Here is a 17,765-nt window from a genome sequence, read left to right as displayed (position 1 = left end):
TGGGTGATCATGCAGTGGTCGTTCAATCAGCGCCGATGTTCTCGCTCTGGACCTGAGCTCATGCCGTCCGGCCCGCCAAGCGGTCGATGGAGTGCACGTGGACGGCCAACGCATGATCACGTATGTCGTTTCGACAGGTCAGTACGCGTGCGGCAGAACTTGTGCATGATCACGGCCGGTGTCGTGGCCGGTCAGCGACCGTTTCCCCGAACCTGTGCATGATCACGTAATCCATCGGCGCAGCTCAGCGTGCAAGTCGCAGAAGGTGTGCATGATCACGACGTGAGCTCGGGCTGGTCGCGACTCCGTGCAGTCGTACAGGGAAGTTCTCCTCGTCCGGCAGGTGCGGGCCTGAGACACGCGGCGTCATCGAATCTCCTCGTCCGGCAGGCCGCCGGGGAGGGCCGGGCGCCGACCTGCCCGGCCCTCCGCACAGTTACGAAATTTTCGGCCATTAGCCGAATGTTTCGTGATCCGGAGAATAAATAAGCCGGGTGACATCGTCAAGGGTCCCGTGGGAGCGATCCCACGTCCCGATCTCCGGAACACGGCCCCCACCCTGCGAGAAGAGCACCGAAAGTTTTCGGATACGCTCTGACTCATGCCAGCAAAAAGGCGGGTGACGATCGCCCTCATCGCCCAGGAGGCCGGCGTCTCCGTACCGACCGTCTCCAAAGTGATCAACGGCCGCCCCGAGGTCGCTCCGGACACCCGGCAGCGCGTGGAGCGCCTGCTGCACAAGCACGGCTACCAGCGCAGGACCGGACAGGGCGACGGACCAGTGGGGCTGCTCGACCTGGTCTTCGCCGAGATCGAGAGTCCGTGGGCGATGGAACTGGTCCGGGGGGCCGAGACCGCGGCCCACGAGGCCGGCGCGAGCGTCGTCATCTCGGTTCTACACACCCACGCCGGACCCGGGCGCGACTGGCTGGAGCGCATCGCGGCCCGGCGCACCGACGGGGTGATCATCGTCGGCTCCCGGCTCTCCGTGCGGCAGCAGGGGCAGCTCAGCGCCCGCTCGATCCCGTTCGTCGTCGTCGATCCTGAGGGTGAGCCGGCGCCGGGTGTCGCGTCCGTCGGCGCCACCAACTGGCACGGCGGCCTGGCCGCCACCCGCCACCTCCTCAGCCTCGGTCACACGAGGATCGGCATGATCGGCGGGCCGGCCGACATGTTGTGCAGCCGGGCCAGGATCGACGGTTACCGTGCGGCGCTGGAGACCGCGGGCCTCGGCATCGATTCCGAGCTCATCCGGAACGGCGACTTCCTGGTCAACTCCGGCCACGACCACGGGCACAGCCTGCTGTCGCTTCCCGATCCGCCCACCGCCATCTTCGCCGGGAGCGACCTGCAGGCGTTCGGCGTGTTCGAGGCGGCACGCCAGCGCGGCCTCCGGGTCCCCGAGGACCTGAGCGTCGTCGGCTTCGACGATCTGCCGCTGGCCCGGTCGGCCTGGCCGCCGCTGACCACCGTCCGGCAGCCGCTCCAGGAGATGGCCGCCCTCGCGGCTCGCATGGTGCTCGCCATGGGGCGCGGAGAAGGGTCCGACGCCCGCCGCGTCGAACTGGCGACCGACCTCGTCATCCGCGATAGCACCGAGCCACCTCGCTGACGTTCCCGTTGGGATGCGGAAACCGGCGAAAATACTCCTCAGGCTCAAGAGTGCCGCGGAGGCGGATCCCTCAGGCGGGGAATTCCACTAACCCGCTTGTACGGCTATAGCCGTACAAGCGGGGTGCGTACCGTCAGGCGGAGCCCGGCCGGGGCCGTGCCGCGGAAGGCCATCCATGGCCGGTGGGACCGGGAAATCCACGGTCCTCCAGCGGGAGGAACCCGGCTCGACCCCTTCATTCACGCTTGAACCCTTTGCTCCGACCGTGTGGTGTTCGCGCTATGGTTTCTGCGAAATTGCAGGGTTTCGGTGAAACGGGGCTGACGGTTGCAGGGCATACGTGGAGCGGCCGTCACGGCATTTGTCGCGGCACTAATTCTGACTTCTCTTGTTATGCCGGGTGCGCAGGCGGCAGTGCACGCTGAACGAGCCACTGCGGACCCCACGCCCCAGACGACCGGCGGAGCCACACCACAGACGACGGGCCGGGCCACGCCGCAAACGACCGGCCGGCCCACGCCGCAGGCCACTCGCACCGCTCAATCGACGTCGCAGGCACCTGTCACCGGCTCCACGAAGCAGGCCCGGGTAGAACAGCATCCGTGCTCCAGGCAGCTTCCGGCCGGGACAATCTGCGGATTCCTCATCGTCCCCGAACGGCGTGACGCACCGTCCGGCACGACCATCAAGGTCGGCTACGCCGTACACCACGCGGAGGGCCCCGGACGCAAGGCCGACGCGGTCGTCTACATGGGCGGCGGCCCGGGGGCGTCGTCGCAGCAGCTGACCGGGTTCCTCGTGGAGATGCTGCCCAACCGCGACGTCATCACGATCGAGCAGCGCGGCGATCGTTTCTCCGAGCCCCGGCTTCAGTGCCCCGAGATCGCCGAGGGCCTGGTCCAGACGCTCCAGACCACCGGCCAGGCGGCGCAGGAGAGCGCGCTGCTCGCCAAGAGCGCCCTGGCCTGCCAGGACCGCCTCTCGGGACAGGCATCCCTGTCCGGCTACCGGACCTCCGAGATCGCCGCCGACGTGGTCGATCTCCGCAAGGCCATCGGCTACTCGAAGTGGAACCTGCTGGGCGTCAGCTACTCCACGCGTGTGATGCTCCAGGCCGCCGCCAAGGACCCGCAGGGCACCAGGAGTGTGGTGCTCGACTCCCTGGTGACCGGCCGGGTGGCACCGAACGGCGACGGCTGGCCCAGGCTCGCTGCGACCATCGCGAAGCTGGGGATCACCGCCCGCTTCGACGCGATGGTCGCGCGGTTGAACGCGAAGCCGGTCGCGCTCACCACCCGCAACCCGATCACGGACGGTGAGGTAACGCTGCTCCTCGACGGGACGGACGTGGCCACGATCCTGGCGGAGTCCCTCCAGTCGTCCGACGTCATCCCGATCATCCCCGCGCTCGTCGACGGTGTCGCCGACGGCCGAACCTGGCTGCTTCAGCCGCTCGTGGACGACATGAGCGACGGCCTGCTGTCGCACGAGTGGGGCCTGTACTACACGGTCCTGTGCCAGGATCAGCCGCCGCCGGTCCCGGCGCCCGGGAGCCGGCCGCTGTTCACCTATGCCGCCGACGCCGCCGCGTGCCCGGCATGGCCCGTCCCTCCGAAGACGGCGGTCAGCTCGCCCTCGGCCGGAACGACCTCCACACCCGGGAAGACGCCCGGCACCGGCAGCAAGACCCCCGATCGTGCGACCGGGACCCCGGGCAAGGACACGACCGGGAACGACATCACCGGCGACATCACCGCTGGCGCGACCAGCAAGGGCACGACCGGCACCACCGGCCTGGGCGCGACCGGGAACGCCACCGGCGGCAAGGGCGCGACCGCGACGGACGGCTCCGCGGCCGGTGCCTCCGGTACGGGATCGGGCAAGACCGGCACCGTCCAGGGCCGGACTCCGAGGACCCGCACGACGCCCGGGGCGACCGGATCAGGAAACACGCGCGCGACCGGATCAGGAAATACGCGCGGGACCGGACGGGCCGGGAGGATCAAGGCCAGGACTCCCCGCACGCCGAGGCCACCGGTGCGCAAGCCTGCCCTCGCCGTGCCCATCCTCGTCCTGGGCGGCCAGTTCGACGCCACCACTCCTCCCGAGGCGGCCCGCGAGACCGCGCAGCGCACGCCGTCCGCGCGCTTCGTCGAGTTCGCCGGGGTGGGGCACGCGGTGTTCCTCAACAGCGGCTGTGGGCGCCGTACGATCGCGGCGTTCCTCGACGACCCGGCCGCGAGCGCGCCCTGCGACCCCGCGGAGGCGACCCGGCCGATGGTCCAGCCCGGCACGATCTTCCTGACCTCGTCCGCGTACGAGATCACGAAGCATCCGGTGATGCTGCTCCCGCTGCTGGGGTTCACGCTCGTATCGGCCCTCCAGCTCCTGCTCGGCCTGGTGGCGCTGGTCCGCCGGCGCGGCGACTGGCTCGCCGTCCTCGGCGGCCTGCTGGGGCTGGCCTTCATCGGGCTCGTCATCGACAGCCTGCGTGGTTTCGCCCCGATGACACTGGCGATCGGCCTTCCAGAGGAAATCCCCTGGTACGGCCTGATCGCCATCGCCGCCTGGCTGGTGTCCACCGTGTCCGCCTTCCGGTTGCGGGCTCGCACGTTCGCGATCGTCCCGTGCTTGGCCGGGCTGGCTTTCATCACCTGGATGTACGGCTGGCTGGTGGTGTAGCGGCCCTCCGGGCGGTGGCGGCTCCGGACTCGGCCTCCTCTTCGGCTGAGATTCCGTGCATGATCACGATCGGCGTTCCCCCTGGTCGTACGGCATGATCCCGAATCCGCACATGATCACGGCGAAAGGTCGCGCTGGCCGGACGGTGTGCCGCCGAACCTGTGCATGATCACGCCCGGGGTTCGGACCTGCCAGGGGGCTTGATCCCGAATCTGTGCATGATCACGCGGGAATGGCGTAACTGTCAGGAAAGTTTCTTTATAGAGAGCATTGACGGGCCTGGTCATACCGGCTTACTTTCCGATCAGCCGGCTGGGAGCCGAACGTCTCCGCCCTCTGAAAGAAGATCCGACCCCAGGCATGCCCGCCGCGACGGGTGACCCACCCCGACGGCGGGCAGACGCCTCCGGGCCGCGTGAGACCGGTGACACTCGCGCGGCCCGGAGCCCCCCATCCGATGCCCGGCGATCCCGCGACGGATCGCCGGGCATCGGCGTCTCAGGCGGCTGAGACGGGCCCCTGACAGCACCGCGCACGATCAGTGGGACCATGGCTGCACTCCACGACTCACCCAGATTCACCCGAATTCACGAAGACTCACCGGGTCTCAGCGAGGCTCGCGAAGCGGAGGTCGACTCAGGTGTTCCAGGTCGCGCGTGCCGGGACGTCCGGCCGCAGCCCGATCATGCGCGCGGCCGCCGTCGTGCTGACCGCATGTGCCGCCACATTGCTGATCGCGACACCCGCACGGGCGCACAACGTGCTGACCGGCAGCGATCCCCGTCAGGGCGCGGTGCTCGCGGCGATCCCCGGGAAAGTGACCCTGACCTTCGACCAGGCCGTCCGGCGCGACTTCGCGAGGATCGCCGTGACGGGCCCCGACGGGGCGCACTACGAGCAGGGCGACGTGGGAGTGAGCGGCACCGGCATCTTCGTCGCCCTCCGCGGCCAGGGGCCGTCCGGAACGTACGTCATCGGCTACCGGATCGTCTCCAACGACGGGCATCCCGTGACGGGCACCGTCTCCTTCACCGTCGGGAACGCCACGGGCGACCAGACGACCGGCACCAACGCCGCTAACGGCGCTCCGCCGGTCCCTGGGACGACCATGAGACCCGCGACGGGCCCGCCTGTGGCAGCCGGCATCGCACCGCCCGTGAGCCCGTCGAGCGGCGCCTGGGTCTGGGGCCTGCTCGCCGCCACCGCGGCTCTGCTCGCCATGGCCGCCTTCGGGCTCGTACGGCACGACCGGCGCGTGGGGAGCGGCGCATGACCACGACGGCCGCGCAACAACAGATACGGGGCGGCATCCCGGAAAGATCCAGGTCGAGGTTCCCGATCGCGGGAGCCTCGGCGGCCGGACTGCTCGCGGTCCTCATCGCGACGTGGGTCACGCGCCCGGGACCGGCCGAGGGGATCCCGATGCCGGACGGGTTCGTCGAGTACGGCCTGCCCGTCGCCCGGCTCGTCCTCGACCTGTCCGCGACGGCCGCCGTCGGCCTGAGCCTGCTGCCCAAGTTCCTCGGCTTCGACGACCCCGACCGGACGGAGCCGATCGCGTCCCGGGCCAGGCACTGGGCCGTGTTGAGCGCGCTGCTCTGGTGCGCCGCCGCGCTCGTCTCCACGATCCTGAGCGCCGCTGAGGTGCAGCCGGGCACGTTCCCCGACGTGGCCACCTACGTCGACCGCATCGGCTCCGGTCAGGGGCTCATCATCAGCGCGTCGTGCGCCCTGGTCAGCGCGACGGTGGGCATGCTGGCCGTGCGGTTCGGGGAGAAGGTCCCCGCGGAGTTGCGGGTGCTCGTCGCGGCGTTCGGCCTGCTCCCCATCCCCGTCACCGGGCACGCCTCGAACTGGTACTGGCACGACCTGACCATGGTGTCGATGGAGCTGCACGTCATCGGCGCCGCCGTATGGACCGGCGGTCTGGCGGCGCTCGCCGTGCTGCTGGTGCGCGACCGCGGCCTTCTGGCCCGCGCCCTGCCGCGCTTCTCCCGGCTCGCCACGGTGGCCCTGATCGTCGTGGGCCTGTCCGGTGTCTTCAACGCCCTGGTCGAGTTGCTGCTCGCACCCGCCCAGAGCTTCCCCGAGTCGCTGGTGACCACCCGGTACGGCTGGCTCGTGCTGGCCAAGACCGTGTTCGTCGTCGTGATCGCGCTGCTCGGCGCCAACATCCGATGGCGGCTGCTGCCCGCGATCACCCGGCAGGCCCCCACCGCCTTCGCGGCATGGGCGGCGTTCGAACTGGCGGTGATGGGCCTCGCCTTCGGCGTCGCGGTGGCGCTCACGAGAGCGCCCATCGCCTGACGGCCGCCCGGAGTCCCGCGACGAAGGCGCACACACCCGGAGCACGATGACGACGGCCCAGCAGGCCACCAAGCCTGCCGGGCCGTCCACACCAGTGGTCCGCGGTCCGCCGCTAGACGTGCCGCGATCCGCCGCTAGACGTCGCCTCCGTCGGACGCGGTGGCCGCACCCGAGTCACGCGCGGGCGCGGTGGTCGGCACGGGCTCGGCACCCGGCTCTCTCGCCGGTTCGTCCTCTGCCTCCGCCCTCGTCTCCGCGGCCCCGCCCAAGGCGGCCCCACCCACGGACGACCCGCTCACAGACGACCCGCCCACAGACGACCCGCCCACAGACGCGGCCGACGCCTGGCGCCTGCCGACGAGCCACTCGGCGACCAGCCACGCCGCCGCCAGGGCGGCGGCGGTCACCGGCCACGACGCCGCCGCGTACGGCGGAGCGTCCAGGAGCCGGTCCTGGAGGGCGAGCCCGCCGTACACCCCGGCCGTCACGAGCGCCGCGCCCAGGACCGGCCTGAAGTACGGAACCCGTACGAAGAAGGCGAGGTCGACGGCGAGCCCGGCGAGCAGGAAGAAGAACGGGATCGCCGACGGGGGGAAGGTCGTCCCGACGAGCAGCGGCCACACCAGGCAGCGGTAGGCGACGTAGACCGCCGCGATCGACGTGGCCGTCCAGCGCTTGCCCACGATCAGCCGGGCGACCACCAGGATGATCATGCCTGCCACGCCCGCGTAGACCGGGTAGACGTAGTCGGGCACCGGCAGCGAGAACTTGAGGATCATGGGCCGATCCACCGCCCGGCCCATCTGGTTGGCCGCGAACTGGAGCAGGCTCGGCTCGGCGTACGGCTGGCCCCGATCCCACGAGGCCAGTTCCAGCACGCCGTACTCCTGATGCTGCTCGGGGAAGTGCACGTTCTCGAAGAAGAACGTGAACAGCACCGCGAGCACGATGGTCCGCCGCCGTTCGGAGATCACGCCGTACGACGCGGCCCCCAGGTACCAGCCCCGGATCACTCCGGCGATCATCAGGGCGGTCCCGATGAACAGCAGAGCGTGCGAGGGGCTCCAGGCGGTGATGTCGAGGCCGTTGACCCGATGGTTGATCAGGTCCAGCGGGATCGCGATGAGGAAGATCCCCGTCCCCCACTGGATCAGCCGGGAGGCGAGGCGGTCGACGCCGTAACCCGTGTACCAGTGCACGATCGCCAGCCCGACGGCGATGACCGTGCCGACCGAGTTGAGCATGTGCGGCGGGGCGAGGTCGTCACGCAGCCACTTGAAGTGCCACGACACGTCCCACGTCGACCCGAGCACCTTCAGGACGAACGCCGCGAGCCAGCCGAGGTAGAGGACCCTGAACAGATCAGCCGGGGTCTGCCTCCCCGCCTCCCCGCGGGTCCAGTAGGGAAGGGCCCACTCGATGACGCGAGCGGGGGCCTGCTTGAGCGTCGTTCCTGTCGTCACGCGCGAAATGATGCCGCTCCGCCGGTTGTAGGCGCAATCGGGGATGTCCCGGAGAAGCGTCCGGCGTGCTCGCACGAAGGCCCTCGCCGACGAAAACCCGGCTCGCGTGGATCGATCTCCTCTGATCGCTCAGTAGCATCGCGATATGACGTTTCCGGGCGGGCGGCGGGCCCTGACTGCCGTGGTCGCACTGGTCCTCGTGGTCGTGGGCGGCCTGGCATGGGCGTTGTGGCCGTCCGGACAGCCGGTCCGGGGCCAGGACACGGCCATCTCCGTGGTGGACGGCCCCGCGGACGACCAGCATGTGACCCTCGACGCCACCTTCTTCCCGCCCGCCTCCGGCGGGAAGGCTCCCGCGGTGCTGCTGGCACACGGCTTCGGCGGGAGCAAGCAGAGCGTGCGCGACCTCGCCGTACGGCTGGCCGGGCGGGGCTATGCCGTACTCACCTGGTCGGCTCGCGGATTCGGCCGCTCCACCGGCGAGATCGCGCTGAACTCCCCCGACTACGAGGTCAAGGACGTCCGCCAGCTCGTCGACTGGCTGGCGAAGCGTCCCGAGGTCCGCCTCGACCGGGCGGGCGACCCGCGCGTCGGCATCGCGGGCGGCTCGTACGGCGGGGCCATCGCCCTCATGACCGCGGCCTACGACAACCGGATCGACGCGATCGCCCCCGAGATCACCTGGAACGACCTCGCGGACGCGCTCTTCCCCGACGCGGGCGGCAACGGCCCCATGAACGGCGTCTTCAAGAAGATGTGGGCGGGGATCTTCTTCAGCTCCGGCGGCAGCGACCTCGCCCCCGACGGCGGCCTCGACGCGCAGAGCCTGGCCGGACTGTCCGGACCCTCCGGCGCCGCCCGGGCCCTGACTCCCCAGCAGGTGCAGTGCGGGCGGTTCCTCCCGGCGATCTGTGAGATGTACCAGACCGTCGCCTCGACCGGACGGGCCACACCGGAGGCCATCAGCCTGCTTCGCCGGTCGAGCCCCTCCTCGGTGCCGGGCGGGATCCGCATTCCCACGCTCCTGATCCAGGGCCAGCGCGACTCGCTGTTCACCCTCGGGCAGGCCGACGCCAACGCACGGCAGATCGCCGCGACCGGCGCGCCCGTCGAGATGGCCTGGATCAACGGCGGGCACGACGGCGGCGACAGCGAGCCCGACTGGGTCTTCGACCGTACGGCCGGCTGGTTCGACCGCTGGCTCAAGGACGGCCCGGGCACGACGGCGAACGCGCCCGGCGCGGGAACGGGCGCGGACGCCTTCACCGTGAGCCGCGACGGCGGACGCGACCCCGGCACGCGGCAGACCGTGCTCGTGCACGCCGCCGCCGGCGGCTATCCGGGCCTGTCCGGCACCGGCAAGACGACGGTGACGCTCTCCGGACCCGAACAGCAGGTCGCGAACCCTCCGGGCGGCTCGCCCGCCTCCATCTCCTCGGTCCCGGGATTCGGCGACCTTCTGCGCAGCGGCGGCGGCCTCGGCGTCTCCATCGACGTCCCCGGACAGGCGGCCGCGTTCGAGTCCGCTCCCCTGGCCGCGCCCGCGCACGTCACCGGAAGCCCCACCGTCCAGGTCAAGGTGTACGGCACGGGCGAGGCGACGTTGTTCGCCAAGCTCTACGACTCCTCCGGCGGACCGGTGGCCGTGCTGCCGTCGAGCCTGGTCGCGCCGTTCCGGGTCACCGCGACCGAGGCGGGGACACCGGTCACCGTGACGCTTCCGGCGATCGACAGGACGTTCGACGCCGGTCATCGGATGCGGGTGGTCATCTCGACCACCGACCTCGGGTTCAGCACGCCGGCCACGCCCTCCGTCTACCGGATCGGGCTGGCCTCGCCCGAGCTGACGGTGCCCGCCGATCCGGCGCTGATCACCCCGTCGACCGGCCCCGCGTGGTGGACCTGGGCCCTGCCGCTCGCCGCCGTCCTGGCCGCCGCGGTCATCATCCTGACCCGGCGCGCGCGCCCCGCCAGATCGGCCGGGGACCGTCCCGACCTGGCCGACGTGCCGCTGGTGATCACCGGTCTGGGCAAGCGGTACAGCAACGGCGAGAAGGCGGTCGACGACCTGTCCTTCCGGGTGGACAAGGGCCAGGTGCTGGGCCTGCTCGGCCCGAACGGCGCCGGCAAGACCACGACGATGCGCATGCTGATGGGGCTCATCCTCCCCGACGAAGGCGAGATCCGAATCTTCGGCCATCCGGTGGTGCCGGGCGCACCCGTGTTGTCCCGGCTCGGGTCGTTCGTGGAGGGGCCCGGCTTCCTCCCGCACCTGTCGGGCCGGTCCAACCTCGAGCTCTACTGGCAGGCCACCGGCCGGCCGGCCGAGGACGCGCACCTCGAGGAGGCGCTGGAGATCGCCGGGCTGGGCGCCGCTCTGGAACGCGCGGTGCGCACCTACTCCCAGGGGATGCGGCAGCGGCTGGCCATCGCCCAGGCCATGCTCGGCCTGCCCGACCTGCTCGTGCTCGACGAACCCACCAACGGGCTCGACCCGCCCCAGATCGCGGAGATGCGCAAGGTGCTCAAGGCCTATGCCGAGCGCGGCCGTACGGTGATCGTCTCCAGTCACCTGCTCGGCGAGGTCGAGCAGACGTGCAGCCACGTGGTCGTGATGCACCGCGGACGGCTGGTCTCCGAGGGACCGGTCGAGGGCCTGCTCGGCTCCTCCACGCCGAACGGCTCCGGCCACCGCCTCGAGGACGTCTTCCTTGACCTGATCGGAGAGAGCAGATGAGCGCGCCCGCGAGCCCCGCCGCCGGCGAGAACACCCTGGGGTACGCCCCCGGGTACAGCCCCGGGCGGACCCTGCCGCTGCGCGTGGAGATCGTGCGCCAGTTCAGGCGGCGCCGCACGATGGCGATGTTCGCCCTCCTGCTGGCCCTGCCCTGGGTGCTCGTGGTGGCCTTCCAGTTCGGGCCGGGATCGAACGGCGGCAACTCGCTCAGGTTGTCCGACCTGGCCACCGCGGGCGGGCTCAACTTCGCCGCGTTCGCGCTGTCGGTGTCGGCCAGCTTCCTGCTCGTCGTCGCCGTCGCCCTGTTCTGCGGTGACACGGTGGCGAGCGAGGCGAACTGGTCGTCGCTGCGCTACCTGCTGGCCGCCCCGATCCCCCGCGACCGGCTGCTGCGCCAGAAGCTGATCGTCGCGCTGGGGTACTCGGCGGCCGCGGTGACCGTGCTGCCGCTCATGGCGCTGCTGGCGGGCACCCTGGCGTTCGGCTGGAACGACATCCGGGTGCCGGGCACCGGAGAGATCATCGCGGCCTCGGACGTGCTGCCCAAGTTCGCCCTCGTCATCGGGTACGCGCTGGTCAGCCAGCTCGTCGTCGCGGCGATGGCCTTCCTGCTCTCGGTCAGCACCGACTCCCCTCTGGGCGCGGTCGGGGGCGCCGTGGGGCTGGTGATCGTGAGCAGCATCCTCCAGGCGGTCGAGGCCCTCGGCTCGTTCCGCGAGTTCCTGCCCACGTTCTGGAACACCGCATGGCTCGACGCGCTCTCCCCCCAGCCCGACTACAGCGGGATGATCAAGGGCGTGTCGATCTCGGTGACCTACTCGGTGATCCTGATCGCGTTCGCCTTCCGGCGCTTCCGCCGCAAGGACGTGGTGTCCTAGACGCGATGTCCGAGGGGCGCCCTAGTCCCAATGAGGCGGGCGCTCCTCCAGGAAACGGGAGTCGTCGGAGCCGGAGCTCCACTCGCCCCATCCCAGGTCGGTGTCGTCGCTGGTCTGGTCGGGAAGCACCGGCAATCCCTCGTCGAAGAGGTCCACCGGACGCATGTCATCCGGATGCTGCGCAGTCACGGTCCAATGCTATCCGGCCGTGCCGGCGGAGCGCGGCCAGACCGGGTGCCCGCTCCGGGCGAGGGCGCCGGCCGGACGGTTCTCCCGTGCGGCGCCGGGGATCCGGGCCCGCGGTGCAGAGTTTTCCCCCGGAGCGGAAACGTCGCGACCGCACATCCGGACATCTATCGGTCGCCAAAGGTACGATGCGGGAACAGACAGCACGCCGGACGATCCCCCCGTGAGGCGGCATGGCAACGCCATCAGGATGGCGACGAGAGGGCAATCTGCCCACTGAGCTGACCAGCTTCGTAGGCCGCACGCGCCTGCTGGCCTCGTTCAGGCAGCGACTCCAGGACTCCCGGCTGGTCACCGTGACCGGGATCGGCGGAGTCGGGAAGTCGCGGACGGCCCTCCGCATCGCCCACCAGGTTCGCGGCAAGTACAAGGACGGCGTCTGGTACGCCGACCTCGCGCGGCTGCAGGACCCGGGAATGGTGCACCACGCGATCACCTCGGCTCTCGGCATCGCCGACCAGTCGTCCAGGGACGAGGCGGACACGCTGGCCGAGTGGCTGGGCGATCGCGAGCTCCTGCTGATCCTGGACACGTGCGAGCACCTCGTCGAGGCCTGCGCCCGCCTGGCCGACCAGCTGCTCGACCGCGCGCCCAACCTGCGCATCATCGCGACCAGCCGCCGATCGCTCAACGCGCGCCATGAGTACACCCTGGCGGTCCCACCGCTGACCGTCCCCAGCGAGGACCCGGCGGACAACCCGTACAACAACGAAGCGGTCGAGCTGTTCAGCGAGCGCGCCTCCGTCGTCGTGCCCGACTTCGTGCTCGACGAGGACAACGTCGTCGCCGTGGCCGAGTTGTGCCGCCGCCTCGACGGCATCCCCCTGGCCATCGAGCTCGCCGCGGTCCGCCTGCGGACGCTGTCGGTGGAACAGATCCTCGCGCTGCTGGCCGACCGGTTCAGCCTGCTCGCCGGCGCCAGCCGTACGGCGTTGCCGAGGCACCAGACGCTCCGCGCGGCCATCGGCTGGAGCCACGAGCTGTGTGAGCCCGCCGAGCGCCTGCTGTGGGCGCGGCTGTCGGTCTTCTCCGGAGACTTCGAGCTGGAGGCCGCCCGATCGGTGTGCGCGGGCGACAACCTCGCGCCGGCCGCCATCGCGGACGTGTTGTCCGGCCTGGTCGACAAGTCGGTGCTGCTCAGCTTCCCGACGGCGGCGGGCCAGCGGTACCGGCTGATCGACACGCTCCGGCAGTACGGCGGGGAGTGGCTCGACAAGCTCGGCGAGACCCCGGCCCTGCGCCGCCGCCACCGCGACTACTATCTCCAGCTCGCCGAGCGCAGCGAGAAGTCGTGGTCGGGCCCGCGGCAGGTGCACTGGTACACCCGCATGCGCCAGGAGCACGACAACATCCGCATCGCCGTCGACTACTGCCTGACCACCCCGGGCGAGGCCCGGATCGGGCTGGAGCTGCTGTCGTCGCTGTGGTTCCTCTGGGTCGCCTGCGGGTTCGCCCGGGAGGGCGCCCTCTATCTGGAGCGGGCGCTGAAGGGCTGCTCCACCCCGAGCAAGGAGCGCTGCAAGGCGTTGTGGGTGCTCGCCTACCTGCGCAGCGCCCAGGGCGACCTGCCGGGGTCGCTCGCCGCGGCCGAGGAGTGCAGCACCGACGCCGTGCAGGTGGGTGACTCCGTCGCCGTCCTGCTGGCCACCAAGATGCAGGGCACCGCCGCCATGCTGCAGGGGGACGCCAAGAAGGCGACCGCTCTGCTCGGCGTCGCGATCGAGTTCCACCGCGGTGGACGTGAGCTCAACCCCGGTCTGCTCCCCGCGATCGTGGAGCTGTCGATGGTCCTGCTCGCCCAGGGCGACTTCCTGGAGGCCGAGACGCTGCTGGCCGACTGCCTCAAGGTCTGCCAGGAGCGCGGTGAGCTGTGGTTGCGGTCGTACGCCTGGTACGTCACCTCGCTCGTCCGGCGCGGGACCGACCGCCGTGACGAGGCACTGGCGGCGTGCAAGGAGGCGCTGCGCATCAAGCGCCACTTCCACGACGTGCTGGGCGTGGTGTTGTGCGTGGACCAGTTGGCGGGGCTGAGCCTCGACCTCGGCTGGCCCGAACGCACGGCGTTCCTGCTGGGCGCGGCCCAGGCCAACTGGAAGACCTTCGGGCTGCCCCAGTTCGGCTCGCCGTTCTTCACCACGGAGCACGAGCAGTGCGTGAAGGAGTGCAAGAAGGCGATCGGCGACGCCGCCTACGACGACGCCTACGCCGAGGGAGCGCGGCTGAGCCTGAGCGACCTCATCGAGTACGCGCTGGACGACTTCGACGATTTCCGCGCTCCCGTCGACTGACGGCGGTCAGACGTCGAAGTACCTCGAGCTGGTCAGCGAGTAGTCGACGCTGCCACTGATCCAGTACTCCAGACCGCGGGCATAGGCGGTCACGGCGGGCGAGCCGAGTGAGTCCAGGACCGGCCCGAGTGTCACCATGTCGGCGACGGCCTGGTCGCGCATCTGGCCGATCCGGTCCATCGCCTCCTGGATGGAGCGCCCGGTGTGGCCGGACAGGACGCTGACCAGATTGTTGCGGACGTTGGCCCCGCTGTGCTCCTTGGCGTAGGAGATGAGGTCGTTGTCCCACACGACGACGTCGTTGGCGTGCTCGGTCATCGCGTGGACCGCGGGGTGGCGCCACTCGTCGGGAGTGAGCCGCTCCCCGGCTGCCACGTCGATCAGCGCGAAGACGGTGAGCATCGCTCCGGTCCTGCGCCGCATGAAGATGTAGTCGTCCACCGTCGGGACGACGTCGTCCTCCCGGTTGGCCGCCTCCCACACCTGGGCGAACAGGTAGTCCTTGGTGACGGTGCGCCACCGGTCGAGCTGGTCGGGACCGCCGTGGACGGTGATGCGCGCCTTGATGTCCAGCAGCGCCCGGGCGAAGGGATCGTCGACCTGTTTCGAGCCGTGGGGATCGTCTCCGGCGAGATCGTCCACCACGACGTAGAGCTGGGGCAGCGCCCGGGCGATCTCGGCCGCACGCCTGTCGGACTCGCAGAACGCGTCATCGAACGCGAACAGCCAGACGCACCAGTCGGTGACGAGCTGACACAGTTCCTGGGACGCGTACGGATAGGTCCGGGCGCCCAGCCATCCGTACGCGGCCCGCCGGAACCGCTCCAGTTGCTCCGGATCGTCGACCATTCCTGAGGTCGTAAGCCACGCCAGCGTGTCTCTGTCGACCTCGTCCACATGCGGATTCACGGCGCTGGGGAAGGGGCAGGTGAGAGAGGGGATGCGGATCGGGTCCCTACCGATCTGAACCACAGAGGGAGTCGCCATCCGCCAAGCATGACCATTAGGTCATTAGAGCGCTAGACCGACAGCATTTACGGAAATTTCGGCCCTCAACCTCAACCTGGCCCTAACAACCCCAGAATGTCCGAACTGCCGAACAACCGGGCAGTGTCCAGCGCGGACGGCGTGCCCGCCGCGGGATCGGCACCCGCGTCCATCAGTGCCCGGACCACCTCAGGCTCCTTCTTGAACACGGCTCCGGCGAGTGGCGTCTGCCCGCGGTCGTTCGCGAGATCCGGGTCCGCGCCGCGTTCGGTGAGTGCGCGGACGGTCGCCGCGTGCCCGTGGTAGGCCGCCAGCATCACCAGCGTGTCGCCCTTGTCATTCCTCAGGTTGACCGGCACTCCCGCGTCCACGTAGGCGCACAACACCTCGGTCTCCCCCGCCCGCGCGAGGCCGAAGACCTTGGTGGCGAACTCTTCGAGCTCCGGATCCGGCTCCATACCGACCATTGTCCACCGGTAAGGTCACCTGCATCACACGGAATCCAGGCGGCTCCCCAGCGGTTCAGTAGGTAACAGTTGGCAAAGCCCCCTTGAGAAAGGCTGGAACACGGTGTTCGACCCCACGGATCTCTACCGGCTCGACGGGGACGTCCCGGAGCTGACCGATCCGGTGCTGCTCTACCACTTCGAGGGGTTCGTGGACGCGGGAGGCGCCGGCAGGCTGGCTCTCGGGCACCTGCTCGCCGAGCTGGAGCACCGGGTCGTCGCGACCTTCGACGTGGACCGCCTGATCGACTACCGCTCCCGCCGTCCCGTGATGACCTTCGACTCCGACCACTGGGTCGACTACGACAGCCCCGAACTCGTGGTCTATCTCACTCACGACGTGACGGGGACGCCGTTCCTCATCATGACGGGCCCCGAGCCCGACCGGGAGTGGGAGCTGTTCACGGAGGCCATCGGCATGCTGGCCACGCGGCTCGGCGTCGGCAGGCTCGTCACGATGCACGGCGTCCCGATGGGCGTTCCCCACACCCGCCCGCTCGGCCTCACCTCGCACGGCAGCCGGAGCGAACTCGTCATCGGCCCGCCGAGCCCCTTCGGAAGGGTGCAGGTGCCGGGCAGCGTGGCTGGACTGATCGAGTTACGCCTCGGCGCCAAGGGCCACGACGCCGTGGGTTACGCCATCCACGTGCCGCACTATCTCGCGCAGGCCGAGTACCCCCAGTCCGCCGTCACGGCTCTGGAGGCGGTGACGCGCGGCACCGGGCTGGTCTTCCCCATGGACAGCCTCCGGGGCGCCGCCGAGGAGACCACGGCCGAGATCGAGCAGCAGATCAGCGCCTCCACCGAGCTCTCCGGCGCCATCCAGGGCCTGGAGCAGCAGTACGACGCGTTCCAGTCGGGAACCGAACGGGAGAACCTCCTCGCCGAGAGCACCCCGATGCCGACGGGTGACGAGCTGGCCGCCCAGTTCGAGGCCTTCCTCGCGGAACGGGACGACCACGACAACTGATCCATGCCGCATATGGTGTGTCCATGCCGACCTCTGAGATCCGCGTCGGGCTGATCGGCTACGGCCCGGCGGGATCGTTCTTCCATGCGCCTCTGATCGCCGCCACCCCGGGGTTACGGCTCGCCGCGGTGGTGACGCGCGACCCCGCCAGGGCCGAGCAGGCGCGACAGGACCATCCCGGCGTCGAAGTCGTGGGAACGGCCGACGACCTGTGGGGCCGTTCGGACCTGGTGGTGATCGCCTCGCCCAACCGCACCCACGTGCCGCTGGCGCAGGAGGCGATCAAGCAGGGCCTCGCCGTCGTCGTGGACAAGCCGCTCACCGGGACGGCCGCGGACGCCCGCGACCTCGTACGGCTGGCCCGCGACCGCGGATCGATGCTGACGGTCTTCCAGAACCGGCGATGGGACGGGGACTTCCTGACGATCCGCCGCCTGCTGCCGGACCTGGGAGACGTCCACCGCTTCGAGTCGCGGTTCGAGCGCTGGCGCCCGGTCCCGAAGGGCGGCTGGCGCGAGATGGGCGGGCCCGACGAGATCGCGGGCGTGCTCTACGACCTCGGCAGCCATCTGGTCGACCAGGCTTTGCAGTTGTTCGGGCCGGTGTCGCACGTCCACGCGGAGAGCGACGTCAGGCGGCCCGGAGTCCGGGCCGACGACGACGCGTTCATCGCGCTGACCCACACCGGAGGGACGCGCTCGCACCTGTGGATGAGCGCGGTCACGGCACAACTCGGCCCCCGGTTCCGGGTGCTCGGATCCCGGGGCGCCTACGTCAAGTGGGGCCTCGACCCACAGGAGGAGCGCCTGCGCGCGGGCGAGCGCCCGGACACGGCCGGAGCCGTCTGGGGCGCCGAGCCCTCCGAGCGCTGGGGCATGCTGGGGGCCGGCGACGACGTCCGCGCCGTCCCGACGGAGCCGGGCGCCTACCAGGAGTTCTACGCGGGCGTGGCGGCCTGCCTGCGGGACGGAACGCCGCCGCCCGTGGCCCCCGAGAGCGCAGCCGAGACCGTCGCCGTACTGGAGGCGGCGGCCCGTTCCGCGGCCACCGGCACCACCGTGGTCATGGACCAGGCGGACCCGGCTTAGC

Annotated in this window: 13 protein-coding genes; 9 read left to right on the top strand and 4 right to left on the bottom strand. The window is 70.4% G+C overall.

Annotated features, from left to right (window positions below):
• The first annotated feature begins 601 nt into the window (after window positions 1-601).
• From Psi02_RS21390 to Psi02_RS21375, 4 genes are all read left to right on the top strand, one after another.
• On the top strand, window positions 602-1,612 hold the full coding sequence (locus tag Psi02_RS21390) for a LacI family DNA-binding transcriptional regulator (protein WP_203976777.1): 1,011 nt from the start codon (window positions 602-604) through the stop codon (window positions 1,610-1,612).
• Window positions 1,613-2,026: 414 nt separating this feature from the next.
• Entirely contained in the window at window positions 2,027-4,294 is a 2,268-nt protein-coding gene (locus tag Psi02_RS21385) for an alpha/beta fold hydrolase (protein WP_203976775.1), read from the top strand.
• Window positions 4,295-4,934: 640 nt separating this feature from the next.
• A complete protein-coding gene (locus tag Psi02_RS21380) occupies window positions 4,935-5,567 on the top strand; it encodes a copper resistance CopC family protein (RefSeq protein WP_203976773.1) in 633 nt (210 codons plus the stop codon).
• Complete coding sequence (locus Psi02_RS21375; protein WP_203976771.1) at window positions 5,564-6,601, top strand: CopD family protein; 1,038 nt, start codon at window positions 5,564-5,566, stop codon at window positions 6,599-6,601. The genes Psi02_RS21380 and Psi02_RS21375 overlap by 4 nt, the downstream gene beginning before the upstream one ends.
• A gap of 134 nt (window positions 6,602-6,735) precedes the next feature.
• On the opposite strand, the gene Psi02_RS21370 is transcribed toward Psi02_RS21375, so the two are convergent.
• Complete coding sequence (locus Psi02_RS21370) at window positions 6,736-8,064, bottom strand: hypothetical protein (RefSeq protein ID WP_203976770.1); 1,329 nt, start codon at window positions 8,062-8,064, stop codon at window positions 6,736-6,738.
• A 145-nt stretch (window positions 8,065-8,209) separates the two neighbouring features.
• Here Psi02_RS21370 and Psi02_RS21365 point away from each other — a divergent pair, with 145 nt between their 5' ends.
• Both Psi02_RS21365 and Psi02_RS21360 read left to right on the top strand, forming a co-directional pair.
• Window positions 8,210-10,801 (top strand): CocE/NonD family hydrolase, encoded by a 2,592-nt coding sequence (locus Psi02_RS21365; RefSeq protein ID WP_203976769.1) that lies wholly within the window; start codon window positions 8,210-8,212, stop codon window positions 10,799-10,801.
• On the top strand, window positions 10,798-11,679 hold the full coding sequence (locus Psi02_RS21360; RefSeq protein ID WP_203976768.1) for an ABC transporter permease: 882 nt from the start codon (window positions 10,798-10,800) through the stop codon (window positions 11,677-11,679). Before Psi02_RS21365 ends, Psi02_RS21360 begins: the two co-directional genes overlap by 4 nt.
• 21 nt (window positions 11,680-11,700) lie before the next feature.
• Here Psi02_RS21360 and Psi02_RS21355 read toward each other — a convergent pair whose 3' ends face one another.
• On the bottom strand, window positions 11,701-11,868 hold the full coding sequence (locus Psi02_RS21355) for a hypothetical protein (RefSeq protein ID WP_203951877.1): 168 nt from the start codon (window positions 11,866-11,868) through the stop codon (window positions 11,701-11,703).
• Window positions 11,869-12,098: 230 nt separating this feature from the next.
• On the opposite strand from Psi02_RS21355, the gene Psi02_RS21350 reads away from it, so the two are divergent.
• The gene (locus Psi02_RS21350) at window positions 12,099-14,213 is read left to right on the top strand and encodes an ATP-binding protein (protein ID WP_203976767.1); all 2,115 of its coding nucleotides are present in this window, start codon (window positions 12,099-12,101) and stop codon (window positions 14,211-14,213) included.
• 6 nt (window positions 14,214-14,219) lie between these two features.
• On the opposite strand, the gene Psi02_RS21345 is transcribed toward Psi02_RS21350, so the two are convergent.
• Complete coding sequence (locus tag Psi02_RS21345; RefSeq protein WP_203976766.1) at window positions 14,220-15,200, bottom strand: 4-epi-cubebol synthase; 981 nt, start codon at window positions 15,198-15,200, stop codon at window positions 14,220-14,222.
• A gap of 71 nt (window positions 15,201-15,271) precedes the next feature.
• Window positions 15,272-15,658: an ankyrin repeat domain-containing protein gene (locus Psi02_RS21340; RefSeq protein WP_373317646.1), complete on the bottom strand. Its 387-nt coding sequence runs from the start codon at window positions 15,656-15,658 to the stop codon at window positions 15,272-15,274.
• A gap of 112 nt (window positions 15,659-15,770) precedes the next feature.
• On the opposite strand from Psi02_RS21340, the gene Psi02_RS21335 reads away from it, so the two are divergent.
• Together Psi02_RS21335 and Psi02_RS21330 are read left to right on the top strand one after the other, a co-directional pair.
• Window positions 15,771-16,676: a proteasome assembly chaperone family protein gene (locus Psi02_RS21335; RefSeq protein WP_203976764.1), complete on the top strand. Its 906-nt coding sequence runs from the start codon at window positions 15,771-15,773 to the stop codon at window positions 16,674-16,676.
• 23 nt (window positions 16,677-16,699) lie between these two features.
• The gene (locus Psi02_RS21330; RefSeq protein ID WP_203976763.1) at window positions 16,700-17,764 is read left to right on the top strand and encodes a Gfo/Idh/MocA family oxidoreductase; all 1,065 of its coding nucleotides are present in this window, start codon (window positions 16,700-16,702) and stop codon (window positions 17,762-17,764) included.
• Window position 17,765 lies beyond the last annotated feature (1 nt).

It is taken from the genome of Planotetraspora silvatica (genome assembly GCF_016863315.1).
Classification (GTDB): Bacteria; Actinomycetota; Actinomycetes; order Streptosporangiales; family Streptosporangiaceae; genus Planotetraspora; species Planotetraspora silvatica.
This window is presented reverse-complemented; position numbering and strand designations above follow the sequence as displayed.

Coding starts and splice junctions, on each gene's coding strand:
- Psi02_RS21390 (WP_203976777.1), top strand. CDS start 602: ATGCCAGCAAAAAGGCGGGTGACGATCGCCCTCATCGCCCAGGAGGCC.
- Psi02_RS21375 (WP_203976771.1), top strand. CDS start 5,564: ATGACCACGACGGCCGCGCAACAACAGATACGGGGCGGCATCCCGGAA.
- Psi02_RS21365 (WP_203976769.1), top strand. CDS start 8,210: ATGACGTTTCCGGGCGGGCGGCGGGCCCTGACTGCCGTGGTCGCACTG.
- Psi02_RS21360 (WP_203976768.1), top strand. CDS start 10,798: ATGAGCGCGCCCGCGAGCCCCGCCGCCGGCGAGAACACCCTGGGGTAC.
- Psi02_RS21350 (WP_203976767.1), top strand. CDS start 12,099: ATGGCAACGCCATCAGGATGGCGACGAGAGGGCAATCTGCCCACTGAG.
- Psi02_RS21345 (WP_203976766.1), bottom strand. CDS start 15,200: ATGGCGACTCCCTCTGTGGTTCAGATCGGTAGGGACCCGATCCGCATC.
- Psi02_RS21340 (WP_373317646.1), bottom strand. CDS start 15,658: ATGGAGCCGGATCCGGAGCTCGAAGAGTTCGCCACCAAGGTCTTCGGC.
- Psi02_RS21330 (WP_203976763.1), top strand. CDS start 16,700: ATGCCGACCTCTGAGATCCGCGTCGGGCTGATCGGCTACGGCCCGGCG.